The following is a 23,846-nucleotide window of genomic DNA, read 5'->3' on the forward strand; positions in this document are numbered from 1 at the left end:
GTCCCTGCCGTCGTCCCGCGGCGCGTCCTCTCCGTCATCCCGCCTCGAAGATCTCCTCGTCCGCGTCCCGGAAGAGGTCGCGGATGCGCTGGGCGAGCGCCGGCACCTGGGCCAGCGCCGGATCGCGTGCGAGCAGCGCCTGGGCGTCCCCGCGCGCCGTGCGGATGAGCTCCTCGTCGCGGAACACGGAGAGGTGCTGCAGGGACGAGCGGCCTCCCCACTGCTGCCGGCCCAGCACGTCGCCCTCCCTGCGGGAGCGGACGTCGAAGTCCGCCAGGGCGAAGCCGTCGAGCGTGCCCGCGACGGTGCGCAGGCGCTCCATGGCGTCCGAGTCCTCGTCGGCGTAGGTGAGGAGGAAGCACAGCGACTCGTCGCCGGCCCGGCCCACCCGGCCCCGCAGCTGGTGGAGCTGGGCGACGCCGAACCGGTCCGCGTCGACGATGACCATGACCCGGGCATTGGGCACGTCGATGCCGACCTCGATCACGGTCGTCGCCACCAGGACGTCCGTCCGCCCAGCGGCGAACGCCTCCATCCTCTCGTCCTTCTCCGCGGTGGGGAGCTGACCGTGGAGGACGTCGACGACCGCGTGTGAGAACTCGGGACGCGCGCGGAGCATCTCCGCGTAGTCCTCCACCCCCGGCCGTCCGTCCAGGGCCGGATCCCCCTCCCGTTCGATCCGGGGCAGCACCGCGAACACCTGCTCGCCGCGGGCCACGTGCTCCGCCATCACCTCGTAGACCCTCTCCACCCAGGTGGGGTGCTGCTGCAGCGGCACGAGGTGGGTGGTGATCTGCTTGGAACCGGTGGGCAGGTGGGTGAGCGTGGAGAAGTCGAGGTCCCCGAACACCGTGAGCGCGGCCGAACGCGGGATGGGCGTCGCCGTCATCACGAGCGTGTGCGGGGTCCTGTTGCCCGCCTTCTGCCGGAGCGCGGCCCGCTGCTCCACACCGAACCGGTGCTGCTCGTCGACGATGACGAGGCCCAGCTCGTGGAACATGGTGGTGTCCGAGAGCAGTGCGTGCGTGCCCACGACGATGTCGATGTAGCCGAGGAACAGGTCGCTGAGCATCTGCTGCCGGGCCTTCCTGGGCATGGACCCGGTGAGCAGCGCGACCGCGACCTCCGTCTCCTGTCCGGCCCCGGCCTCGGAGTCCCCGCCCGGCGCGGTGCGCGGCGGACCCCCCTGGGTGGAGAACAGGTCGCGCTTGCCCCGGACCGGCACGGCCTGATCACCCAGCATCGCCACCAGCGAGCGATAGTGCTGGGCTGCGAGCACCTCCGTGGGCGCGAGCATGACCGACTGTGCGTCCGAGTCCGCCGCCTGCAGCATGGCGCGCATCGCCACGAGCGTCTTGCCCGAGCCCACATCCCCCTGCAGGAGGCGATTCATGGGTCGTGCGCCCGCCAGCTCCGCGCTGATCCGCGCACCCTCCTCCCGCTGTGAGGGGGTCAGCGCATAGGGCAGCCGCGCGTCGAACTCCCGCAGGCTGCCCCGCTTCTCGCCGGTGAGCGCGAGCGCGTGGATCGCCTCGTGCTCCTCCCGGCGCTGCAGCAGATGGGTCTGGAGTGCGAGCGCCTCCTCGTAGGCCCAGCGGCGGCGCGCCGTGTGGGCCTGCGCCATCGTCTCGGGACGGTGCATGGCCTCGAGCGCCTCGCGGAAGCCCATGAGGCCGTGCGCCCGCAGCAGGTCCGGCGGCACGGGATCCGCGAAGTGCTCCGCCGAGGCCTGGTCCAGTGCCGCTCCCACGAAGGTGCGGAAGCGCTGGCTCGTGAGCTTGGCGGTGGCCGGGTAGACGGGGATGGGGCGCTGCGGAGCCAGCTCCTCCGGTGCCGCGCTGCCGCTGTCGCTCGCCTTCGCCGCGATCTGCCCGTCCCCGGTCAGGAGGGTGGGTGAGGAGAGCTGCAGCCGGCCGCGGTAGTGCTTGATCCTGGCGCTCACGAGGATCCGCGAGTCCTGCGTGAGCTGCGCGCCCATCCACGGCCGGTTGAAGAAGACCGCGTCCACGGTGTCCTGCGTGCCGTCGGCGAGGACGACGGTGGTGATGGAGCCCCTGCGCGAGTGCATCTGCCGGGTGTCGACGCTCACCACGGAGGCGTGGATGATGGCATCGGTGCCCTCCTCCAGCTCGCGCAGCCCGGCGATGCTCGTGAACTCGCCGGGGTCGATCCACCGCCGGGGGAACCGCCGCAGCAGATCCTCCACGCTCGTCACTCCCACGGTCTCCAGGAGCGTGCGGTCCTTGGCCTTCGGAACGATGCGGGCGAACTCCCGGTCCGCGGTCTCCGGCTCCGCCGTCCCCGCCGTGCCGCGCGGCTGCGCCTCACTCAACGCCGACCACCATCCACGACGACTCCTGCCCTCCCGCCACGAGCACGGCCTCGGCATGCGGGTGCTCCTCCTCGATGCGGGCCCGCAGCGCCTCGCCCACCGCCGGGGGCACCTGACCGCCCGCGATGAGGGTGACGAGCTCTCCGCCGGCGCCCAGCAGGCGGTGCACGAGTTCGAGGACGCTGGTCTCCGGCACGGAGCCCACACCGCGCATCCGTCCGTCGATGCACGTGAGCGGATCGCCCTGCGAGTACATGAGTGGTCCGGCCGCCTGGGCCCGTTCGGCGAGCACCACGCAGCCGGACCGGGTGCCGGACGCCGAGGCCACCATGTCCTCGAGCAGGTCCTCCGGGTCCGCGTGGGGGTCGAACACCGCCACGGCGGCCAGGACCGAGGCCGCATCGCGGGTGCGGATGAGGCGCGGCTCCCGCTCCGCTCCGCCCGTGCGTCCCCGCCGCCCCGAACGCCCCCTGACGGCGAGCGCCTCCCGGAGCGCCGCGTGCGTCTGCGGGGAATCGGGAAGGACGAAGCAGGGGCCCTCGGCCGCGGCGACGCCCGCACGCACGGCGGCCACGGCGTCCGCCGCATCCGCACGGACCGCGAGCGCGCCGCTGGAGGCCAGTGCGAACATGAGCCCGAGGCCGTCCGCGAGGGCGATCACATGGCACCGCCCGGAACCGGCGTCTTCGTCCCCACCGGTCTGCGCGGAGACGTGGGAGTGCTCGGAGGCGTCTCCGTGCGAGCCGGGGTCCCCGTGTGCGGCGGCGAGGTCCTCGATGCGCAGGTCCACGACGGTGTGCCTGTCGAGGACCTCGAGCAGCTGCAGCGCCTCCTGGGGCCCACCGCCGGAGGCCGTGTGCACGTGGGCCATCGGCCAGCTCACCACGATGGAGGTGCCGCCGGCCTTCGCCAGGGCCCGGCGGAGCGGACGTGCGCGGTCCTTCGCCTCACCGAGGTGCGCGACGAGCTCCAGCCCGGTGGGCCGGGGAGCGGCGACGGCACGCGAGGGCACCGTGCTACGGGCCCGGGCGGGATCCGCGCCGGACGCGGGTGCGCCGTTCCCCGCCGACCACGCCGCTGCCTTCCCTCCGGGCTCCATCCCGGTGACCGTGAGGTAGAGGAGGTCGAAGAGCTCGACGATCCCGGAGGATCCCGCGTCCACGACCTGGTTCTCCCGCAGCACCGGAAGCTGTCCCGTGGTCTCCCGCAGCGCGGTCCGCGACCGGTCGCGGACCGCCTCGACGAGGGCGACGAGCGAGTCCCCCGCCGTCGCCCGCAGCTGCGCCTCCTCCGCCATGGCGTCCAGGACCGTCACCATCGTGCCGTCCACCGGCGTCTCCACGGCCTCGCGGGCGCGGGCGGCCGCGAGCGAGAGCGCCTCTGCGAAGTCCCCGGCCGCGGGCACGTCGATGCCCTCGAGCGCGTCCGCCACACCGCGCAGGGCCACGGAGAGGATGAGGCCGGAGTTCCCGCGGGCGCCGCGCAGGGCACCCGTCGCCATGGCGCTCACCACCTCCGGCAGAGTGGCGGGCCCCTCGAGCTCCTCGACGGCGCGATAGGCGCTGCGCACGGTGAGGTAGAGATTGCTGCCGGTGTCCCCGTCTGCCACGGGGAAGACGTTGATGGCGTTGATGCCCCCGCGCTCACGGCGCAGGCGTTCGACGGTCCGGCGCGCCCAGCTCGTCGCGAGCCGCGCGTTGAGGCGGACGGCGGCGCGGTCGTCCGGATGCTCCTCGTCTGACCTCTGCACGTGCTCCCTCGTGGTCCTCTCCCGCTTCCCTGTCATGCCCGGTCCCGTCTCCGGGGGCCGGGCGCACCGGTGACGTCCTCGCCGTCCTCCGGCGCACGGAAGTGCCGGAAGCCGCCGGTGCCGTGTACCGCCGGCGCACCGTCGACGCGCACCTCGGGCTCACCCGGCAGCACGCGGCCGATGCGCGCCCAGCCTACCGGAACCGCCTCAGGCGGAGCGGCGGCGAGGAACCCGTGGTCCTCCCCTCCGGTGAGCACCCAGTGCAGGGCCAGCGCGGCGGGGTCCGTGGCGGGGATGTCCCCACGCACCGCCAGTACGTGTGCGGCGACGGGGACGAGGGGTCCGGCCAGTGCGCGCAGGGCTTCGCCGTCGAGGTCGAGCACCGCGCCGGAGGCACGGGCGATCCTGCCCGCATCCGAATGCAGTCCGTCGGAGAGGTCGATGAGCGCGGCGCGCCGGCCGTGCCCGGCACCCTCGCGCGCATGCCCCAGCGCCTCACGCAGCCGGTCCACCGCGGGATAGTCCGGCCGCGGCGCCCGCTGCGCCTCGACGGCCTCCGCGCAGCAGGCGGCGCACTCCGGGGTGCACGGCAGTGCTGCGCCTGAGGCCAGCAGCAGGTCCAGGCCGGCTGCCGCCCAGCCCGTCCGGCCGCCCAGCCACAGCACGTCCCCGGGGCGCGCGGCGTCACGGGTGAGCGCCGGGAGCCGCGGGTCCAGGCCGCCCAGCGAGGTCACGGCCACCACGAGCTGCCCGGCGCCGGAGAGGTCGCCGCCCAGCACGGCGGCTCCCGCGCGCCCGGCTTCCTCCACGAGTCCCTCGACGATGCCCTCGAGGACGGCCGCCGGGGTGTCGCCGGGAGCCGCGAGCGAGAGGAGCAGACCTGTGGGGACTGCGCCCATGGCGCAGATGTCCGCGAGGTTCTGGGCACCGGCCTTGACCCCCAGACGGCGGGGATCGAGCCACCCGCGCAGGAAGTCCTCGCCCTCCACCAGCATGTCCGCGCTGCTCACCAGGCGACCGGGCAGAGCGGTGACGGCGGCGTCGTCGCCGGGGCCCACCTCGACCGCGGCACCTGCGCCCGGAACTCCCTCAGCTCCTGCGCCGGCGGACGGGATGCGTGCGAGGATCCGGGCGAGCACGCCGTCCTCGCCGAGCTCCGCGAGCGTCGGCTCCGCGGAGGACTGCGACGGAGACGCCGGTGCCGAGGAGCGGGCGGGCACACGGCGGTCGGAGCACATGGTCCAAGTATGCCGTGACCGGACCCGGGACGTACCCTGGGGGCATGCTCCGCAGGTCACTCACCGTTCTGTCCGCCGCCCTGACCCTGCTCGCGGGATGTGCGAACACTCTCGCCCTCGATCCCGCGGAGAACGCCGAGGACCCCGCCTGCGCCCTGCCCACCCTGTGGATGCCGGACACGGTGGGCGAGCTGGAGAAGCGCCCCACCTCCGCCCAGGCGACGAGCGCCTGGGGCGACCCCGCCAGCGTCATCGCACGCTGCGGGGTGGCGGAGCCCGCACCCACCACGGACCCGTGCGTGAACGTGGACGGGGTGGACTGGGTGCAGGTGCGCGCCGAGGAGGACACGTGGCAGTTCGTCACCTACGGCAGGTCTCCCGCGGTCGAGGTCCTCGTGTCCCCGCAGGAGGTCTCCGGCGCCACCGCTCTGGCCGCGGTCTCCTCCGCGGTGAGCCGGATCGAGCAGACCGCGCAGTGCGTGGACGCCCGGGACGCGGAGCAGGTCGAGGGCGAGGTGCCCGCGGCCTGAGCGCTCAGGCCGCGGGCAGCCGGTCCCGCAGGGCGATGTCGATGAGCGTGTCCACCAGCTCCTCGTAGCGCAGGCCGCTGCGCTCCCACATGAACGGGTACATGGAGGAGGGCGTGAACCCGGGCAGCGTGTTGATCTCGTTGACCAGCACCTCCCCCGCGGGTGTGACGAAGGTGTCCACCCGCGCCAGCCCGGAGCAGTCGAAGGCCTCGAACGTGGCACAGGCGAGCCGCTGCACCTCCGCCGTGGTCGCCCGGTCCAGGTCCGCCGGGCAGGTGAGGCTCACGGCGTCCGGGTTGAGGTATTTGGTCTCGAAGTCGTAGAACTCCACGCCCGAGGTCGTGATCTCCCCCGGCAGGGAGGCCCGCGGGGCCTCGTGGAAGCGGGAGCCGAGCACACCGCACTCCACCTCCCGGCCCGCGACCGCGGGCTCCACGATCACCGCGGTGTCATGTGCGAAGGCCGCGGCCAGCGCACCGTCCACGGCCTCGGCGTCCGCCGAGTCCCCCACCCGGGACACGCCCATCGAGGAACCGGCGTTGGCAGGCTTGACGAAGACGACGGGGCCCAGGGCCGCGATCCTCTCCCGGACCCCGGTCGGGTCCTGCTGGGCCTGCCGCACGGTCACGGACTCCCAGGCACTGGTGGGGATGCCCGCGGCCGCCAGCACCGTCTTCATGTACCGCTTGTCCATGCCGACGGCCGAGGAGAGCACCCCGCAGCCCACATAGGGCACGTCCATGAGCTCGAAGATGCCCTGCACCGTGCCGTCCTCGCCGAAGGGGCCGTGGAGCACCGGGAAGAAGACGTCCACGACGCCCAGCGACTCCAGGCTCCCGTCCGCGGCGAGCCGGCGCAGCGGGCTGCGGCGCACGTCCAGCGGGAAGACGATCTCCGTCCCGTCGTCCACGACCTCCGGCTGCGTCGCTCCGCCGAACCGGAAGGACCGCCAGTCCTCGACCACCCGGCAGACTCCCTCGCGGGTCATGCCGATGGGCAGGACGCGGTACCGGTCCTCGTCGAGGGCGGCGAGCACGCTCGCGGCCGTCACGCAGCTCACCGCGTGCTCACTGGAACGGCCGCCGAACAGTACGGCGACCGTGGGACGGCTGTCGTCCGAACTCATGCGCTGATGCTCACTTCGCTTCGTAGGTGGTCTCGATCCAGGCGCGGCCGATCGTGTGGAAGAACAGGTTGAACCCCACGAACGCCGGCGTGGCGGTCTCGTCGACCTCCAGCGGCGCATCGAGCGCATGGACGATGAAGAAGTAGCGGTGCGGCCCGTGTCCGGCCGGCGGAGCCGCGCCGACGAAGCGGGGCTCACCGGCGTCGTTGCGCACCGTGACGGCGCCGGCCGGGAGCAGGCCCTTCTCCGGTGTGCCCGCACCCGCGGGCAGCGCCGTGACGTCCGCCGGCAGGTTCGCGACGGTCCAGTGCCAGAAGCCGGAGCCGGTGGGCGCGTCCGGGTCGTAGCAGGTCACCGCGAACGCCTTGGTCTCCGCGGGGAAGCCGGACCAGGACAGCTGCGGGGACAGGTCCTCGCCGCCGGGCACGCCCATCGCCCCGGAGGTCTGGGGAGCGGAGAGCTCCTGACCCTCCGCGATGTCCGTGCTGGTCAGTTCGAAGCGGGGCACGTCATTCAGCTTGTGGAACGGGGTGTTCATGTCGCGTTTCCCTTCGTTCAGGCGTACAGGATGCCGCTGCGGGGAGTCCCGGCAGGGCGAGCGGGCGCACGCGCACCCTCCGGGGCGCGGCACGGCTGCGGCTCAGGCCGCAGGGCCCTCCGTCTTGCGCTTCCGAGACAACAGGAGCGGGCCGAGTTCGTCAACCCGGAGCCGGCCGTCGAGCACTGCGGTGATCGCCTGCGTGATGGGGAGGTCCACGCCGTGGGCCTCGCCCAGCGCCAGCACCGCCGGAGCGGACTTCACGCCCTCGGCCACCTGCTTCGTCTCCGCCGCGGCCTCGGCCACGCTCATGCCCGTCCCCAGCAGCCTGCCGAAGCTGCGGTTGCGGGACAGCGGCGAGGCGCAGGTCGCGACGAGGTCGCCGAGGCCGGCGAGACCGGAGAGCGTGTGCGACTGCGCACCGAGCGCCAGTGCCAGCCGGGTGGTCTCCGCCAGCCCGCGGGTGATGATCGAGGCCTTGGAGTTGTCTCCCAGGCCCTGCCCGTCGCACAGGCCCACGGCGAGAGCGATGACGTTCTTCACCGCGCCGCCGAGCTCCACTCCCACCACGTCCGTGTGGGTGTAGGGCCGGAAGTAGGAGTTCGCGGTGAGCTCCGCGACCGCCTCCGCCGCGGCGAGCTCCGGCGCCGCGATGACGGTGGCGGTCGGCTGACCGTGGGCGATCTCCTTGGCGAGGTTGGGGCCGGAGACCACGGCGATCCGGGCGGGATCGTGCCCGGTGGCCTCGGCGATGACCTCGCTCATCCGCTTGCCGCTGGACACCTCGATGCCCTTCATGAGGCTGACGACGATCGCCTCCGGCGGGATCGCCGCGCCGAACTCGCGCAGGTTGTCGCGCAGGGACTGCGCCGGCACGGCCAGCACCACGGTGGAGGCGCCCTCGAGGGCCGCACGGGCGTCCGCCGTCGCACTCACTCCCGCGCCCAGCGCGAGGTCGCCCAGATAGGCGCTGTTGGTGCCGTGCGCGCGGATCTCCTCGGCGACCTCCTGCCTGCGCGCCCAGATCGTGACCGGGTGCCCCGCGTCCGCGATGACCTTCGCGAACGTGGTTCCCCACGACCCGGCGCCGAGGACCGCGGTGCGCTGCGCCCCTGCCGGGGCGGGGCTCTCCGCCGGTGCCGTGCTCATACGTCCTCCTGGGGTTCGAGATCCGGCCGGAACCGCTCCGGCAGGGGCACGCCGCGCAGCTCCGCGAGCTCCGCGGCGATGGCGGCCGTGATGCGGTCCGCGAAGCGCCGCGTCTGGGCCGGACCGGAATGGCCCGCGCTCACGGACGGCACCGGCGGGGCGAGCGGCTCGCAGAACGAGACGCGCACACGGGAGAAGGGGTGGGGGCGGGGCACCTTGCCCCCCACCGGCAGGATGGGATCGAGGCCCCAGTGCGCCACGGGGACCACCGGCACTCCCGCCTCGATCGCGAGCCGGGCCGCCCCGGTCTTGGACCGCTGGGGCCACAGCTCCGGGTCCTTGGTGAGGGTGCCCTGCGGGTAGATGACGACGCTCTCCCCCGCCTCCAGCGCCTGCTTGCCGTACTGCAGGGAATCGCCGGCCAGGGCCGAGGCGCGCAGCACCGGGATCTGCCCCATCGCCTTGAGCAGCCTGCCGAGCGGCCCCGTGAAGAGGGAGTCCTTGGCGAGGAAGTGCGGCATCCGCCCCTGCCGCCAGACGGCGATGCCCACGACCACCGGATCCAGCATGGAGGCGTGATAGGGGGCGAAGACGACGGGACCTTCCGGGACGCGTTCCCGGCCCGTCACGGTGGTGCGTGCGAGCAGCCGCGTGAGCACGCGCGCGGCGCGGGCGGCCACAGAACCCACCCGGCGGTGGCCGGCGATGTCCCGGGGTGCGAACCCCGGGTACTGCACCGCCGCGCCGTCATCGGACGGTGAAGGAGCGCCCGCCCTCAACAGCCGCTCGCGTATTCGATGCGCGCGCCCAGGGTGTCGAGCTTCTGCAGGAAGTGCTCGTAGCCGCGGCTGATGATCTCGATGCCGCCCACGTGCGAGGTGCCCTCGGCCGCGAGTGCGGCGACGATGTGCGAGAAGCCGCCGCGCAGGTCCGGCACGACGATGTCCGCGCCGGTGAGAGGCGTGGGCCCGGAGATGACCGCCGAGTGCTTGAAGTTCATGCGGCCGAACCGGCAGGGCGTGCCGCCCAGGCACTCGCGGTAGAGCTGGATGTTCGCTCCCATGCGGCGCAGGGCGTCGGTGAACCCGAACCTGTTCTCGTAGACGGTCTCGTGGATGATGGACACGCCCGAGGCCCGGGTGAGGGCGACGACGAGCGGCTGCTGCCAGTCCGTCATGAAGCCCGGGTGCACGTCCGTCTCCAGGACGATGGAGCGCAGCTCCTGGCCGGGATGGGAGAAGCGGATGCCGTCCTCCCCGACTTCGAAGGTGCCGCCGATCTTGCGGAAGACGTTGAGGAACGTGATCATGTCCTGCTGGCGCGCGCCCTTGACGAAGATGTCCCCGCCGGTGGCGAGCGCTGCCGAGGCCCAGGACGCGGACTCGTTGCGGTCCGGGAGGCTGCGGTGCGTGAATCCGGTCAGCGAGTCCACGCCCTCGATCCGGATCACCCGGGCGGGATCGACCGTGATCGAGGCGCCCATCTTCTGCAGGACCATGACGAGGTCCATGATCTCCGGCTCGGTCGCCGCGTTCTTCAGCTCCGTGACGCCCTCGGCCCGCACCGCGGTCAGCAGCACCTGCTCAGTGGCTCCCACGGAGGGATAGGGCAGCTTGATCTTCGTGCCGCGCAGGCGCTGCGGGGCCTCCAGACGGATGCCGCCGGGGGTCTTGTCCACGACCGCGCCGAACTGCCGCAGCACCTCGAGGTGGAAGTCGATGGGGCGGTCGCCGATCCGGCAGCCGCCCAGATCCGGGATGAAGGCCTGGCCGAGCCGGTGGAGCAGCGGACCGCAGAAGAGGATGGGGATCCGGGACGAGCCCGCGTGCGCGTCGATGTCCACGATCGAGCCCTGCGCCACGTTCGCGGGATCGAGCGTGAGCTCCCCGTCCGCGTGGTCGCCGTCCGGGCCCACCGTCACGTGCACGCCGTGCAGCTCGAGGAGTCCGGTGACGATGTCCACGTCGCTGATCGCGGGCACCCCGCGGAGGACGGAGGGCGTGTCCCCCAGGAGGGAGGCCACCATCGCCTTGGGGACGAGGTTCTTCGCCCCGCGCACCACCACCGTGCCGGTCAGCGGCACACCGCCGTGCACGTCGAGCATATTCGCATCCTCCTCAGGCATGGGTCTCCGGTCGCCGGCTGCGCCGACGACCGAAGAGCATGCTATCGGATGGGCAGGGTGCGGGGCTTGAACGACGGGCGCGAGGCCTCGAACGCGGTGATGTCCGCCTCGTGCTGGAGCGTGAGGCCGATGTCGTCGAGGCCCTCGAGCAGGCGCCAGCGCGTGTAGTCGTCGATCTGGAACGGCACCGTGAGCGTGTCCGCCCTCACCACGCGCTCCACGAGGTCGACGGTCACCTCCGTCCCCGGCTGGTTCTCCAGCACCTTCCAGATGAGCTCGATGTCCGACTGCTCGAGCTGCGCGGCCAGCAGGCCGCCCTTGCCCGCGTTGCCGCGGAAGATGTCGCCGAACCGGCTCGAGAGCACGGCGCGGAAGCCGTAGTCGTGCAGCGCCCACACAGCGTGCTCACGGGAGGAACCGGTGCCGAAGTCCGGACCGGCCACCAGCACGGAGCCGTTCCGGTAGGCCTCGTGGTTGAGGACGAAGTCGTCCTGCTTGCGCCAGCCGTGGAAGAGCGCGTCCTCGAAGCCGGTGCGGGTGACCCGCTTGAGGAAGACGGCCGGGATGATCTGGTCCGTGTCGACGTTGGACCGCCGCAGCGGCACGCCGACGCCGGTGTGGACGGACAGCTTCTCCATCTCAGGACTCCTCGGTGATCGATGCGGTGGCGGATGCAGTGGGGCGGACGCCGCCCGCGACGGTGAGCGGGAGGTTCGCCGGACGCGCCTTCGCCCGGGCGGCGGCCGCGGCCTCGGCGGCACGGGAGGCGGCGACCGCCTCCGGATCGGCCGGGGCGAGATCGGCCGGGGTGGACAGCTTGCCGCGCACCGCGGTGGCTGCGGCCACGAGCGGGCTCACGAGGTGCGTCCGTCCGCCCTTGCCCTGCCTCCCCTCGAAGTTGCGGTTGGAGGTCGAGGCGCAGCGTTCGCCCTCGGCGAGCTGGTCCGGGTTCATGCCCAGGCACATGGAGCAGCCGGCGAAGCGCCAGTCCGCGCCCGCCGCGCGGAACACCTCGTCGAGGCCCTCCTCCTCCGCCTGCAGGCGGACCTTCGCGGATCCGGGCACCACCATGAAGCGCATGCCCTCGGCCGCGGTGCGCCCGCGGAGCACGTCCGCGGCGGCCCGGAGGTCCTCGATCCGGGAGTTCGTGCAGGAGCCCAGGAAGACGGTGTCGATGGGGATCTCACGCAGCGGGGTGCCGGGGACGAGCCCCATGTACGCGAGGGCGTTCTCCGCCGCCTCGCGGTCCGTCTCGTCCGCGAAGTCCTGGGGATCCGGGACGTTCGCGGAGATCGGCAGGCCCTGACCGGGGTTGGTGCCCCAGGTGACGAAGGGTTCGATGTCCGCCGCCTGCAGGACGACCTCGGCGTCGAACTCCGCGCCCTCGTCCGTGCGCAGCGAGCGCCAGTACTCGACGGCGGCGTCCCAGTCCTCGCCCTCAGGCGCGTGGGGACGGCCCCTGAGGTACTCGAAGGTGGTCTCGTCCGGTGCGATCATGCCGGCGCGCGCCCCGGCCTCGATCGACATGTTGCAGATCGTCATCCGTGCTTCCATGGAGAGCTTCCGGATCGCCTCGCCGCGGTACTCGAGGACGTAGCCCTGGCCGCCGCCGGTGCCGATCTTCGCGATGATCGCGAGGATGATGTCCTTGGAGACCGAGCCCTCCGGCAGCTCGCCCTCGATGGTGATCGCCATCGTCTTGAAGGGCTTGAGGCTGAGCGTCTGCGTCGCGAGGACGTGCTCCACCTCGCTCGTCCCGATGCCGAAGGCGAGCGCGCCGAACGCGCCGTGCGTGGAGGTGTGCGAGTCGCCGCACACCACGGTGGTGCCGGGCTGGGTCAGGCCCAGCTGCGGTCCCACCACGTGGACGATGCCCTGCTCCGCGTCCCCGAGGGAGTGCAGCCGGACGCCGAACTCCTCCGCATTGGCGCGCAGGGTCTCGATCTGCGTCCGCGAGGTGGGGTCCGGGATCGGCTTGTCGATGTCCTCGGTGGGGGTGTTGTGGTCCTCCGTCGCGATGGTGAGGTCCGTCCGGCGCACGGGGCGGCCGGCGAGGCGCAGCCCCTCGAACGCCTGCGGACTGGTCACCTCGTGGAGCAGATGGAGGTCGATGTAGATGAGGTCGGGATCGCCGTCCTCGCCCTGGCGGACGACATGGTCCGCCCACACCTTCTCTGCGAGAGTCCTGGCCACGGAAGGCCTCCTAACGACGTGGGATGCTCGTGCGTACGGCCTCCCATCCTACGAACGCATTCTGCATGCCGGACTTGCATCTCGACATGCAAGACTTCTAGATTGTGGCCTATGACATCGAACAGCAGCAGCGGCGTCGGCGTCATCGACAAGGCCGCACTCGTCCTCTCCGCTCTGGAAGCGGGGCCCGCCTCCCTGGCGGAGCTCGTCTCGCTCACGGGCCTGGCGCGGCCCACCGCCCACCGCCTCGCGGTGGCGCTCGAGTACCACCGCTTCGTCAACCGCGACCTGCAGGGGCGCTTCGTCCTGGGGCCGCGGCTGGCAGAGCTCTCCTCCGCCGCGGGCGAGGACCGGCTGCTCGCGGCGGCAGGTCCGGTGCTCGCCCACCTGCGCGACCGCACCGGGGAGAGCGCGCAGCTGTTCCGCAGGCAGGGCGACCTCCGGCTCTGCGTCGCGGCCGCGGAGCGGCCCGTGGGCCTGCGCGACTCCGTGCCCGTGGGCGCGACGCTGTCGATGCGCGCGGGATCCGCCGCACAGGTGCTGCTGGCGTGGGAGGAGCCGGACCGCCTCCACACCGGCCTCCGCGGCGCCCGCTTCTCCGCGACGATGCTCTCCGGCGTCCGTCGCCGCGGGTGGGCCCAGTCCATCGCGGAGCGCGAGCGGGGCGTCGCCTCCGTCTCCGCGCCGGTGCGCGGCCCCAGCAACCGGGTGGTCGCCGCGGTCTCGATCTCCGGACCGGTCGACCGCCTCACCCGCCAGCCGGGGCGCCTGCACGCGGAGAGCGTCATCGAAGCCGCGCGCGTGCTGACGGAGGCGCTCACCCGGGGCTGAACCGACGCGAGCCGTGCAACGCGACCTGTGCGAGAGTGTTGTCGCACAGCGTCCACACGAAAGGCAGACCATGACTGCAGCACCCCCTCCCCCGCCGCCCGCCTCCGGGCAGCCCGGACCGGGCCAGCCGTCTCCGGGACAGCCGGGCCCGGGCGCCTACGGCTCAGGACCCGCAGGCCCCGGCGGGACCGGCCCCTACGGCGGCCAGGCGGCAGGCCCCGCCCCGTCCGGCCCGCCCCAGACAGGCGGGCTCCCGCCTGCCGCCTCCGCACTCGCCGCGGACGGCAAGGGCTTCTTCCGGGCGCTCTTCGATCTGAAGTTCGAGAGCTTCGTGGCACTGAAGTTCTCCGCGATCATCTACGTCCTCTACATCGCGTACTTCGCGCTCATCTGGCTGAGCTTCGTCGTTCTCTCCTTCATCCTCATGAGCGAGTCCACCGGCACGGGCGTCACCCTGCTCCTGCTCACGGTGCTCCTGGGCTGGATCCCGGCGCTGCTCTGCGTGCTGGTGGTGCGCGTCGTCATCGAATTCCTGGTCGCCGGCATCCGGACGGCCATCAACACCGGAAAGCTGGCGGAACGGTCATGACAGCACAGTCTCCCTACGGTTCGCAGCCGACACCCGGGCAGGGCGGCCATCCCCAGCCCGGCCCCACCCCGCAGGGCCCTGCCGGGTTCGCACAGCAGGGTCCCGGATTCGCTCAGGCCGCCCCCGGACCCGCACCACAGGGCAGACCCGCGGGCGAGGCCGGGTTCCTCCGCTCGCTCTTCGACCTGAAGTTCGAGAACTTCGTGACGATCAGGTTCGCCTCGGTCATCTACGTCATCGCGATCGTCCTCGCGGTGCTCAGCTACATCGGCACCGTGCTCACGGCCATCAGCATGGGAGCCGCGGGCAGCTTCATCTCGTCCTACGGCTACAGCTCAGGGATCGGCGGGGGAGGCGTGCTCCTCATCATCGCCGCGATCCTGCTGGGCTGGATCCCGTCGCTCATCCAGATCATCTTCACGCGCGTGATCATCGAGTTCGTCGTGGCGAATGTGCGCACCGCGCAGAACACGCAGAAGCTGGTGCAGCGCGGCTGAGCCCGGTGGCCCGCCGCCCACGCGCAGAAGCCCGGTTCCTGGAGGGGAACCGGGCTTCTGCGTCTCCGTGCGGAGTGCTGTACCCCCGAGCAGGTTCGAACTGCCGTTTCCGCCTTGAGAGGGCGGCGTCCTGGGCCACTAGACGACGGGGGCCTCGTGCTCGGCGCTTCCGCCGCTCACAGGATGAAGAGTTTACCCCACCCGGAACCCGCCTCCAACTCCGCGCACAGTGACCTCGCACACGGAGCGATCCCGTGGGATGATCGCAGGGAGGAACGGCGCCGCGCGGGCGCGGAGGCGGCCCCGGAGCCCCACACCGGGCTCGCGCACGCGGAGCAGGTGACCGGAGACAGCGCCTGCGATCAGGAGGACGGATGAGCACAGCGGCCGGAAGGCCCACCACCGGATCGAGCACGGGCCGCGCCGGGGCCGGGCTGCCCGCCGCGGGAGACAGCCGCGGTTCCGCCTGGACGGTCGGCGCCCTCGGGCGCTCACGCCGGCGCACTGCGGCACCGGCGGCCGCTGCCCACGAGGTCCGCATGAGCCTCGCGGCCGAGGACTCCTCCGCCTACGGCGACGTGTCAGAGACGCGCATGCGGCACGTGATGAGCGGTTTCGCCACCGGGGTGGCCGTCGTCACCGCCTCCACTCCCGCCGGACCGGCCGGCATCACCTTCCAGTCCTTCACCTCGCTCTCACTCGATCCTCCGCTCATCTCCTTCAACCCCACGCGCACATCGACGACATGGCCGCGGATCCGCCGCGCCGGGCGCTTCTGCGTGAATGTGCTGGGCGCGGAGCAGGAGCACCTGGCACGGATCTTCTCCCGCCCCTCCGGCGGCCCGGCGGGCGCCGCCGCGCAGTTCTCCGGGGTGAGCCACCGGCTCTCCGAGCTGGGTTCGCCCCGCCTCAGCGGCGCGCTGGCCTGGATTGAGTGCACGCTGGAGGCGGAGTACGACGGCGGCGACCACACGATCGTCGTGGGACGCGTGGCGGGAATGAGCACGGTGGAGAACGCCGGCCCGCTTCTGTACTTCCGCGGCGGCTACGGCACCTTCGCCCAGCACTGACGGCCGGCGGAGAGCCTGCGCGCGGTGCGCTCCGCACTCGCCGTCCCACCTCCGGCGGTGCGCGGACGGCTGCGACGCGGGATGCGCAGAAGCCCGGTTCCTATGCGGGAACCGGGCTTCTGCGTGAAGGATCTGTACCCCCGAGCAGGTTCGAACTGCCGTTTCCGCCTTGAGAGGGCGGCGTCCTAGGCCACTAGACGACGGGGGCGCATGAACTGCCTCCTCTGCACACGCCTGCCCGACTCACGGGGAGAGGGAGGGTGAACAGTGAAGCTGTCCGCTGGGCTACCAGGACTCGAACCTAGAATGACGGTACCAGAAACCGTTGTGTTGCCGATTACACCATAGCCCATCGAGGCCCGGTGCGTGCCGTTCCTCGCTGTCTTCCGCAAGAGGACCTCCGATGGAGACCGTTGCAGTGAAGCGTACCCCCGAGCAGGTTCGAACTGCCGTTTCCGCCTTGAGAGGGCGGCGTCCTAGGCCACTAGACGACGGGGGCGCATGAACTGCCTCCTCTGCACACGCCTGCCCGGCTCACGGGGAGAGGGAGGGTGAACAGTGAAGCTGTCCGCTGGGCTACCAGGACTCGAACCTAGAATGACGGTACCAGAAACCGTTGTGTTGCCAATTACACCATAGCCCACTGCTTCGAGAGTCCGGAGCACCCGCCGAATCACCTCCGGCGGCTCTCCGTTGCCCTCGGCAACGAGAGACAACTATACGCGGCCGCGGCGGTCGATGCAAAGCCGCAGCCGCTCCGCCCGGGTGATCTGCACCACCCGAGCGGAGCGGTTCCATGCGAGAGGCCGCGGCCTCAGCCCTGCGGGCGGCTCAGCCCTGCGCGGCGAGGTGCGCGGAGAGTGCGCGCAGACGGGTGAGCGAGGACTCCCGGCCCAGGATCTCCATCGATTCGAACAGCGGCGGGGAGATCCGGTGCCCGGACACCGCCACGCGCAGCGGCCCGTAGGCGAAGCGCGGCTTGATCTCCAGTCCCTCGACCAGCGCGGCCCCCAGCACCTCCTCCAGGCGCGCGGCCGTCCACTCGTCCTCGCCCAGGGCTTCGAGCGCGGTGAGGGAGGCCTCGAGCACCTGCGGCGCGGAGTCCTTGAGCGTCTTCAGCCCATCCTCGGTGAGTTCGAGCTCGTCATCCGCAACGAACAGGAAGCGGAGGAGATCCGGGGCCTCGCCCAGCAGCTTCATGCGGGTCTGGACCAGCGGAGCGGCGGCGGCGAGGATCGACTGCTCGCGCTCGCTCAGGGTCTCCCCCACGACGCCGGCCGCGCGCAGGTAGGGCACCAGCCGCTGGCGGAAGTCGTCCTCGTCCAGCAGGCGGATCTGGTCGGCGTTGATCGCGGTCGCCTTCTTCACGTCGAAGCGCGCCGGGTTGGGGTTGACGTCCCGGATGTCGAAGGCCTGCACGAGCTCCTCGACGGAGAACACGTCCCGGTCCGAGCCGATGGACCAGCCCAGCAGCGCGAGGTAGTTGATGAGCCCCTCGCGGATGAAGCCGTTCTCCCGGTGCAGGAAGAGGTTGGACTCCGGGTCCCGCTTGGAGAGCTTCTTGTTGCCCTGGCCCATGACGTACGGGAGGTGACCGAACTCCGGGGTGAAGGCCGCGACCCCCACGTCCTTGAGCGCCTCGTAGAGCACGATCTGGCGCGGGGTCGAGGAGAGGAGGTCCTCACCGCGGAGCACGTGGGTGATGCCCATGAGCGCATCGTCCACCGGGTTCACGAGGGTGTAGAGGGGCTGGCCGTTGGCGCGGACCACCACGAAGTCCGGGACGGAGCCGGCCTTGAACGTGATCTCGCCGCGGACCAGGTCCGTGAAGGTGATGTCCTCGTCCGGCATCCGCACGCGCAGGACCGGCTCACGGCCCTCGGCGCGGAAGGCCGCCTTCTGCTCGTCCGTGAGATCCCGGTCGAAGCCGTCGTAGCCCAGCTTGGGGTCGCGGCCCGCGGCCCGGTGGCGCGCCTCGATCTCCTCATTGGTGGAGAAGGACTCGTAGAGGTGCCCGGCGGCGGTGAGCTTGGCGATGACCTCGGCGTAGATGTCGCCGCGCTCGGACTGGCGGTAGGGGCCGTCCGGGCCGCCCACCCCGATCCCCTCGTCCCAGTCCAGCCCCAGCCAGCGCATCGCCTCGAGGACCTGCGAGAAGCTCTCCTCGGAGTCACGGGCCGCGTCCGTGTCCTCGATGCGGAAGACGAAGGTGCCGCCGGTGTGGCGGGCATAGGCCCAGTTGAACAGGGCGGTGCGGATCATGCCCACGTGCGGGGTGCCCGTGGGTGAGGGGCAGAAGCGAACCTTGGTGGTCACGCGAGGGTCCTTTCGAGGAGCTTTGGAGGAGCTGAGGGGATGGGGAGCGGAGGCGTGCGGGAGGGCGAGCGCCCTCAGGCGTCCATGACGGGGTTGACGAGCAGGCCGAGACCGTCGATCGCGATGGAGACGCTGCTGCCGGACTCGATCCGCCCCACTCCGGCGGGGGTGCCGGTGAGGATGACGTCGCCGGGGAGCAGGGTGATGGTCTCCGTGATGTGCTCGATGAGAGCGGGGATGTCGAACACGAAGTCCTCCGTGGAGCCGTCCTGGCGGAGCTCGCCGTCCACCCAGCTGCGGATGCGGACGGCCTCCGGATCGAACTCGGTCTCGATCCAGGGGCCCAGCGGGCAGGAGGTGTCGAAGCCCTTGGCCCGCGACCACTGCTTGTCCTGCTGCTGGATGTCGCGGAGGGTGACGTCGTTGGCGGCGACGTAGCCCAGCACGTGCTCGTAGGCCTTCTCCGCCGGCACGCCCTTCGCCACCCGGCCGATCACCACGGCCAGCTCCGCCTCGTAGGAGACGTTCTCACTGATCGCCGGCAGCCGGACGGGCTCGCCGGGACCCACCACTGCGGTGTTGGGCTTGAAGAAGGTGAGCGGGGAGACCGGCACCTCGTTGCCCAGCTCCGCCGCGTGGTCTGCGAAGTTGCGGCCCACTCCCACCACCTTGGAGCGCGGGATGATGGGGGCCAGGAGCCGGACCTCGTCGTAGCGGAGGCGCTCGCCGGTGGACTGTGCCGGGGAGAAGAACGGATCGGTGTCGAGGACCGCGATCTCCAGCCCGGAGGTGTCGACGCTGCCGTCCTCGGCGATCTCCGGCAGCTCTCCCTCGACGACTCCGTAGGCGGGTGCGTCCTTGTGGACGAATCTGATGATGCGCATGCGGGCCAGTCTAGTTGTGTACGGACTGTGTGATACCCGCGGTGACTGCGAGAGCCTCGTGCAGTCTGCGAGAGACTGGGGAGGTGACTCGACGCTCTCCCCTCGCCCCGCACGGCTTCGCCCTGGACCGCATCTCCTCCGGTCTGCCTGCCGCCGCCCTCGTCCCGCAGCTGCGTGCACTTGCGGAACAGACCGCTGCCGCAGGCGGGTCCGGTGTGCGTGCCGTGATCGAGGCACCGCCCGGCACCGGCAAGACCACCGTGGTGCCGCCCGCGCTGGCAGCGGTGCTGGCGGAGGGGGCGATGCCCGGCGGTCCGATGTCCGCAGATCCCGCGGCCGAGGCCGGCTCCCCTCCCCCGCGCATCCTCGTCACCCAGCCCCGGCGGATGGCCGCCCGCGCCGCAGCCGCCCGCCTAGCACAGCTGAGCGGCCTGCAGGTGGGCGAGGAGGTGGGCTTCACGGTGCGGGGAGAGTCGCAGGCCGGACGGCGGACGCGGATCGAGTTCGTCACGACGGGTGTGCTCCTGCGTCGCCTGCTGCGCGACCCGGAGCTGGGTGGTGTGCAGGCGGTGGTGCTCGACGAGGTGCACGAACGCAGTCTGGACACGGACCTGGCCTTCGGCATGCTCCACGAGCTCGCGGAGCTGCGCGAGGATCTCTCGCTGCTCGCGATGTCCGCCACGCTGGACGCGGGAGCATGGGCGGAGCTGCTGGGTGAGGACGGTGCACCCGCGCCCGTGCTCAGCATCGAAGCGGTGACGCATCCTCTCACCGTCCGCTGGGCTCCGCCGCCGCAGCGCGCCCTCGACGCCCGCGGGGTGCGGCCGGACTTCCTCGTCCACATGGCCGAGACGGTGCACCGGGCGGTGGAAGAAGCGGCGGAGGACGAGGCAGGGACAGCGCCGGACCCGGGAGCCGGGCCGGCGGACGTCCTCGTGTTCGCTCCCGGCCGGCGGGAGGTGGAGCGCCTCACGGGTCTCATCCGGGACCGGGTGCCGGGCGAGGTGCTCACGCTCACCGGCTCCACTCCCCCGCGCGAACAGCAGCGGATCCTCGCGGCACGGGAGGGTGCGACCCCCGCCTCCCGGCGCCGGATCGTGGTCGCGACCTCCGTGGCGGAGTCCGCCCTCACCGTGCCCGGCGTGCGGGTGGTGGTCGATTCGTGCCTGGCCCGGGTGCCGCACTTCGACACCGGGCGCGGCATGGGCGGGCTCGTCACGGTCCGTGAGTCCAAGGCCTCCGGCGCGCAGCGCGCCGGACGTGCGGCGCGCCTGGGTCCCGGCACCGTCTGGCGCTGCTGTGCGGAGTCCGACTGGGCGGCGTTCCCCGCCGCCGCCCCGCCGGAGGTGCTCACGGCGGACCTCACCTCCGCCGTCCTCGACCTCGCGGTCTGGGGCTCGCCCGGCGGTGCGGGGCTGCCGCTCCCCACTGCACTGCCCACGCCGGGGGTGACGGCGGCGGCACGCACCCTCCACGGCCTCGGCGCCCTCGAATCCGCGGATCCCAGCGCCCGGGCCACCGCACTGGGCCGTCGCCTCTCCCGGGTGCCTGCGGACCCGCGGACCGCGCGCGGGCTGCTCCTGGCCGCACCGCTCATCGGCACGCGGGCCGCGGCGGAGTGTGCGGCGCTCCTGTCTGCTGATGTGCGAGTGGAGGACGGCGACCTCGCAGAGGCCCTGCGCCGCGCCCGGAAGGGACACGCGCCCGCAGGCTGGGCCGCGACCTGGACCGCGGAGGCGAAGCGGCTGGCCGGGGTGGCCGGGCGCGGTACGCAGACGCCGGGACGGAGCGGGGGCCGGCGCACGCAGAGCGCCGCGGTACCCCTCGCCCACGATCATGCCCCGCCATTCGATCCCGCACGGCTCCGCACGGCGGAGGACCAGCTGGGCCTGTTCCTCGCCCTGAGCAGACCGGAGCAGCTGGCCCGCAGACGCGAGTCCGGGGACGAGTACCTGCTCGCCTCCGGCACCGGCGTCCAGCTGCCGCGGGGATCCCGGCTGCACGGTGAGGCCTGGATCGCCGTCGCCGAGGTGGGCCTCGCGGGCGAGCGCCCGCTCCTCCGCGCGGGCGTGGGGATCGACGAGGACCTCGCCCTCTGGGCGGGTGAGGCACTGCGGTCCACGACCGAGGAAGCCGCGTGGGCAGAGACGGACAGCGGTGCCGCGCTGCGTGCGAGGAAGGTGGAGCGGCTGGGCGCGATCGTGCTCTCGTCCACACCCGTGCCTGTGGGGATCGCCGCCGCACGCAGGGCCGTGGCCCGGCGCACCGCCGAGGCGTTCGCGGCGCTCACCGCCGGAACCGAGGCGGCCGTCGCGTTCGCAGACCTCGCCTCGGCTGCGGAGATCGAGGAGTTCGAGCTGCTGCGCGGACGCCTGGGACTCCTGCATGCGACTCTGGGCGCACCGTGGCCGGACGTACGAGCAGACGCCCTGACCGGACGCACGGCGGACAACGGGAGCACCGGCGTCCCGCCCTGGCTGGAGCAGGAGGTCGAGCGTGCAGCGCGGGCACTGGTGAAGGGCGGCCGCGGGAGTGCTGTGAGGATGCGCCTTCACAGCGCCCTCCAGGCGCTGCTGCCGTGGCCGGAGGCAGCGCGGCTGGACGAGCTCGCGCCGCTGCGGGTGGAGGTGCCGTCCGGTTCGCACGTGCGCCTGCGCTATCCCGCGCCCGAGGCCGGAGGAGCGCCGGTGCTCGCCGTGAAGCTGCAGGAGATGTTCGGGGCGGAGACCGGACCCGCGGTGGTGCTGGGACGGGTGCCCGTGGTCCTCCACCTCCTCTCACCGGCGCGGCGGCAGCTGGCAGTGACGGCGGACCTCTCCGCGTTCTGGTCAGGCGCCTATGCACAGGTGCGTGCGGAGAACCGTGGGAAGTACCTCAAGCATCCGTGGCCGGAGGACCCGCGCACTGCCACGGCCACGGCGCTCACGAAGAAGCGGGCCGGGCTGCAGTGAGGGGCTCACTCAAGCAGCCGGACCAGAGAGCGGTCCGCCTGCGACAGCGAAGCCGCGATCTTTCGATCGAACGTTGCCAGCCACCCATCATGTCCAGCGATGAGGTTCAGGAGATGATAGTCGGTGACCTGTCGATAGCCGCCCAGTCCTCGCAGGTCCACAGTGGGCTCAACGAGCGAAGAGTCATCTTCAAGGAATGCCCATCGGCTGTCAGCGCGAAGGCTTCCGAGTGAGCGACGTGCATCTGCCATTCCTACAGCGGTTCCGGCGATCTTCGGGTTCATCGCCAACCGCAGAAAGGCGCTTTCCGTGAACGGAGTGGTAGCAAAACGCCGGACTTCGTTGAACCAAGCCGCGGCCGACTCATGATGAACATGACCTCTGTGGAAAAGAGCGATCAGCACATTGGCATCGGGGAGCTCCAGCTCGTCAGTCTTCATCGAGCGCATTTTCGACGTCTGCGTCAGTGATCACATGATCCTTCGTCACCGGCAACATGACGAGACGGTTCGCCGCCCCTCGCGGAGGAACGCCCTCCCCTGCTCGGTCGAGTCCGCGGAGCCCGAGTTCTGAGACGGCCTGCCCGACGGTCACACCGAGACGGCGGGCCCGCTCGCGCGCAGCGGCCAGCAAGCGCTCATCGAGGTCCAGAGTAGTGCGCATTCTCACATTCTAGGTGAGGGGTGACCAAGACGCACGGGTGCGGGCGAACACACTCACCCCTCGGCTGCGCGGGCGAGGAAGTCCCACAGCGACTGTGCGGGCGGCGAGAGCGGCACCGCCGCACGCACGAGAGCGATCTCCCGTGACCGATCCTCTTCGCCGGCGGGCTCACCGGCCAGCGGCACCTCGGCGGTGCCGGGCAGAGGCGAGGGCAGCGCCGGGAGCAGCGCAACGCCCATGCCCAGCGCCACGAGCTCGCGGATCGCCGCGAACTCGGCGGCCTCGATGTCCACCTGCGGCGTGAACCCCGCGGCGGCGCACCACGCTTCCGTGAGACGCCGCAGATGGAACGGGCGCGGCGTCCCGATGAACTGCGCGTCCGCGAGCTCTTCGAGACGGAGCACGTCCCTGTCCGCACACGGGTGGGCCTCGGGCAGCACCGCGACGATCCTCTGCCTCCCCATCACCCGGTGCTCGAGCGTTCCCCGGACACCGTCCTCCGGGCCGGGCGCGGGGATGGTGAGGGCGAGGTCGAGCCTGCCGAGCCGCAGATCCTCGAACAACGCCGTGCCGTGCGCCTGCCGCAGCTCCATCCTGATGCCGGGATGCGCACGGCGGAACGCGGCGAGCAGTTCCGGCGCCCGCCCCTGCCCCATCGTCAGCGGGAAGCCGAACCGCACCCGCCCGCCCTCCGGATCCGCCTCACCCGCCGTCGCCGCGATCGCGCGCTCCAGCGCCGCCAGGGGCCCGCGGACCGCTGCGGCAAGCTCCCGCGCGCGGGGTGTGAGAGCGGCACGGCGTCCCGTCCGCACCAGCAGCGGGAACCCCCACAGATCCTCCAGCGCCCTGATGCGGCGGCTCAGCGTGGACTGCGGGATCCGCAGCGACTGTGCGGCCGCCGTGACGAAGCCGTCCTGCTCGTCCGTCTCCAGCAGCGCCCGCAGCTCCGGGGCGAGGCGCCCCATCCATTCATCCATATTCGGATGCTATCGGAGCAAACCATCATTGGACGGATGACTGTGAGGGTCGGCACGATGGAGCCACCCGCACCCTGCGGGCCGCCG

General features: G+C 72.0%; 21 protein-coding genes and 5 tRNA genes. 6 read left to right on the forward strand and 20 right to left on the reverse strand.

Annotated features, from left to right (window positions below; genetic code table 11):
- Positions 1–34: 34 nt before the first annotated feature.
- Genes ABD240_RS13880 through ABD240_RS13890 form a run of 3 tightly spaced genes read right to left on the reverse strand, consistent with a single transcriptional unit; the run spans position 35 to position 5,320 of the window.
- Complete coding sequence (locus ABD240_RS13880) at positions 35–2,332, reverse strand: ATP-dependent DNA helicase RecG (RefSeq protein ID WP_344337871.1); 2,298 nt, start codon at positions 2,330–2,332, stop codon at positions 35–37.
- Complete coding sequence (locus ABD240_RS13885) at positions 2,325–4,082, reverse strand: DAK2 domain-containing protein (protein WP_344337873.1); 1,758 nt, start codon at positions 4,080–4,082, stop codon at positions 2,325–2,327. The genes ABD240_RS13880 and ABD240_RS13885 overlap by 8 nt, the downstream gene beginning before the upstream one ends.
- A 32-nt stretch (positions 4,083–4,114) precedes the next feature.
- On the reverse strand, positions 4,115–5,320 hold the full coding sequence (locus ABD240_RS13890) for a thiamine-phosphate kinase (protein ID WP_291799153.1): 1,206 nt from the start codon (positions 5,318–5,320) through the stop codon (positions 4,115–4,117).
- Positions 5,321–5,364: 44 nt separating this feature from the next.
- Between ABD240_RS13890 and ABD240_RS13895 the strand changes: the two genes are divergently transcribed.
- Positions 5,365–5,850, forward strand: coding sequence for a DUF3515 family protein (locus tag ABD240_RS13895; RefSeq protein WP_344337876.1), 486 nt, complete (start codon positions 5,365–5,367; stop codon positions 5,848–5,850).
- Between the two features lie 4 nt (positions 5,851–5,854).
- On the opposite strand, the gene ABD240_RS13900 is transcribed toward ABD240_RS13895, so the two are convergent.
- The 7 genes from ABD240_RS13900 to leuC form a co-directional block, all read right to left on the reverse strand.
- Positions 5,855–6,976, reverse strand: coding sequence for a D-alanine--D-alanine ligase family protein (locus tag ABD240_RS13900; RefSeq protein ID WP_291799147.1), 1,122 nt, complete (start codon positions 6,974–6,976; stop codon positions 5,855–5,857).
- A gap of 10 nt (positions 6,977–6,986) precedes the next feature.
- Positions 6,987–7,514, reverse strand: a complete 528-nt coding sequence (locus ABD240_RS13905) for a YbhB/YbcL family Raf kinase inhibitor-like protein (protein WP_291799144.1) — start codon at positions 7,512–7,514, stop codon at positions 6,987–6,989.
- Positions 7,515–7,616: 102 nt separating this feature from the next.
- On the reverse strand, positions 7,617–8,663 hold the full coding sequence (locus ABD240_RS13910; protein WP_291799140.1) for an NAD(P)H-dependent glycerol-3-phosphate dehydrogenase: 1,047 nt from the start codon (positions 8,661–8,663) through the stop codon (positions 7,617–7,619).
- Positions 8,660–9,400, reverse strand: a complete 741-nt coding sequence (locus ABD240_RS13915; protein ID WP_344337880.1) for a lysophospholipid acyltransferase family protein — start codon at positions 9,398–9,400, stop codon at positions 8,660–8,662. The genes ABD240_RS13910 and ABD240_RS13915 overlap by 4 nt, the downstream gene beginning before the upstream one ends.
- Before the next feature lie 38 nt (positions 9,401–9,438).
- Complete coding sequence (murA, locus tag ABD240_RS13920) at positions 9,439–10,767, reverse strand: UDP-N-acetylglucosamine 1-carboxyvinyltransferase (RefSeq protein WP_344337881.1); 1,329 nt, start codon at positions 10,765–10,767, stop codon at positions 9,439–9,441.
- A gap of 62 nt (positions 10,768–10,829) precedes the next feature.
- Positions 10,830–11,426, reverse strand: a complete 597-nt coding sequence (gene leuD, locus ABD240_RS13925; RefSeq protein WP_291792883.1) for a 3-isopropylmalate dehydratase small subunit — start codon at positions 11,424–11,426, stop codon at positions 10,830–10,832.
- A 1-nt stretch (position 11,427) separates the two neighbouring features.
- The gene (gene leuC / locus ABD240_RS13930) at positions 11,428–12,981 is read right to left on the reverse strand and encodes a 3-isopropylmalate dehydratase large subunit (RefSeq protein WP_344337882.1); all 1,554 of its coding nucleotides are present in this window, start codon (positions 12,979–12,981) and stop codon (positions 11,428–11,430) included.
- A gap of 111 nt (positions 12,982–13,092) precedes the next feature.
- Here leuC and ABD240_RS13935 point away from each other — a divergent pair, with 111 nt between their 5' ends.
- The 3 genes from ABD240_RS13935 to ABD240_RS13945 all read left to right on the forward strand — a co-directional run bounded on the left by ABD240_RS13935 (position 13,093) and on the right by ABD240_RS13945 (position 14,898).
- Entirely contained in the window at positions 13,093–13,812 is a 720-nt protein-coding gene (locus ABD240_RS13935; RefSeq protein WP_291792877.1) for an IclR family transcriptional regulator, read from the forward strand.
- 70 nt (positions 13,813–13,882) lie between these two features.
- Positions 13,883–14,401 carry a DUF4282 domain-containing protein gene (locus ABD240_RS13940; RefSeq protein ID WP_344337883.1) on the forward strand — a complete coding sequence of 173 codons (519 nt, stop codon included), beginning with the start codon at positions 13,883–13,885 and terminating at the stop codon, positions 14,399–14,401.
- Complete coding sequence (locus ABD240_RS13945) at positions 14,398–14,898, forward strand: DUF4282 domain-containing protein (RefSeq protein WP_344337884.1); 501 nt, start codon at positions 14,398–14,400, stop codon at positions 14,896–14,898. The genes ABD240_RS13940 and ABD240_RS13945 overlap by 4 nt, the downstream gene beginning before the upstream one ends.
- Positions 14,899–14,978: 80 nt before the next feature.
- Here the strand turns inward: ABD240_RS13945 and ABD240_RS13950 are convergent.
- A tRNA-Glu gene (locus ABD240_RS13950) sits at positions 14,979–15,051 on the reverse strand.
- Between the two features lie 221 nt (positions 15,052–15,272).
- Here ABD240_RS13950 and ABD240_RS13955 point away from each other — a divergent pair.
- Complete coding sequence (locus ABD240_RS13955; RefSeq protein ID WP_344337886.1) at positions 15,273–15,968, forward strand: flavin reductase family protein; 696 nt, start codon at positions 15,273–15,275, stop codon at positions 15,966–15,968.
- A 135-nt stretch (positions 15,969–16,103) separates the two neighbouring features.
- Here the strand turns inward: ABD240_RS13955 and ABD240_RS13960 are convergent.
- From ABD240_RS13960 to ABD240_RS13985, 6 genes are all read right to left on the reverse strand, one after another.
- Positions 16,104–16,176, reverse strand: a tRNA-Glu gene (locus tag ABD240_RS13960).
- A 72-nt stretch (positions 16,177–16,248) separates the two neighbouring features.
- Positions 16,249–16,320 (reverse strand) — tRNA-Gln (locus ABD240_RS13965).
- 74 nt (positions 16,321–16,394) lie between these two features.
- Positions 16,395–16,467 (reverse strand) — tRNA-Glu (locus ABD240_RS13970).
- A gap of 72 nt (positions 16,468–16,539) precedes the next feature.
- Positions 16,540–16,611, reverse strand: a tRNA-Gln gene (locus ABD240_RS13975).
- A 188-nt stretch (positions 16,612–16,799) separates the two neighbouring features.
- Positions 16,800–18,284 (reverse strand): glutamate--tRNA ligase, encoded by a 1,485-nt coding sequence (gltX, locus tag ABD240_RS13980; RefSeq protein ID WP_344337888.1) that lies wholly within the window; start codon positions 18,282–18,284, stop codon positions 16,800–16,802.
- A gap of 74 nt (positions 18,285–18,358) precedes the next feature.
- On the reverse strand, positions 18,359–19,168 hold the full coding sequence (locus tag ABD240_RS13985) for a fumarylacetoacetate hydrolase family protein (protein ID WP_344337890.1): 810 nt from the start codon (positions 19,166–19,168) through the stop codon (positions 18,359–18,361).
- 83 nt (positions 19,169–19,251) lie between these two features.
- Between ABD240_RS13985 and ABD240_RS13990 the strand changes: the two genes are divergently transcribed.
- Positions 19,252–22,119: an ATP-dependent RNA helicase gene (locus ABD240_RS13990; RefSeq protein ID WP_344337892.1), complete on the forward strand. Its 2,868-nt coding sequence runs from the start codon at positions 19,252–19,254 to the stop codon at positions 22,117–22,119.
- Positions 22,120–22,124: 5 nt separating this feature from the next.
- On the opposite strand, the gene ABD240_RS13995 is transcribed toward ABD240_RS13990, so the two are convergent.
- From ABD240_RS13995 to ABD240_RS14005, 3 genes are read right to left on the reverse strand one after another with little or no spacing between them, the layout of a single operon-like run.
- Positions 22,125–22,559: a TA system VapC family ribonuclease toxin gene (locus tag ABD240_RS13995; protein ID WP_344337893.1), complete on the reverse strand. Its 435-nt coding sequence runs from the start codon at positions 22,557–22,559 to the stop codon at positions 22,125–22,127.
- Positions 22,549–22,782: a hypothetical protein gene (locus ABD240_RS14000; protein ID WP_291792265.1), complete on the reverse strand. Its 234-nt coding sequence runs from the start codon at positions 22,780–22,782 to the stop codon at positions 22,549–22,551. The genes ABD240_RS13995 and ABD240_RS14000 overlap by 11 nt, the downstream gene beginning before the upstream one ends.
- Before the next feature lie 53 nt (positions 22,783–22,835).
- Positions 22,836–23,759, reverse strand: coding sequence for a LysR family transcriptional regulator (locus ABD240_RS14005; RefSeq protein WP_344337895.1), 924 nt, complete (start codon positions 23,757–23,759; stop codon positions 22,836–22,838).
- Between the last annotated feature and the right edge of the window lie 87 nt (positions 23,760–23,846).

The organism is Brevibacterium salitolerans, assembly GCF_039531405.1.
Lineage (GTDB): Bacteria > Actinomycetota > Actinomycetes > Actinomycetales > Brevibacteriaceae > Brevibacterium > Brevibacterium salitolerans.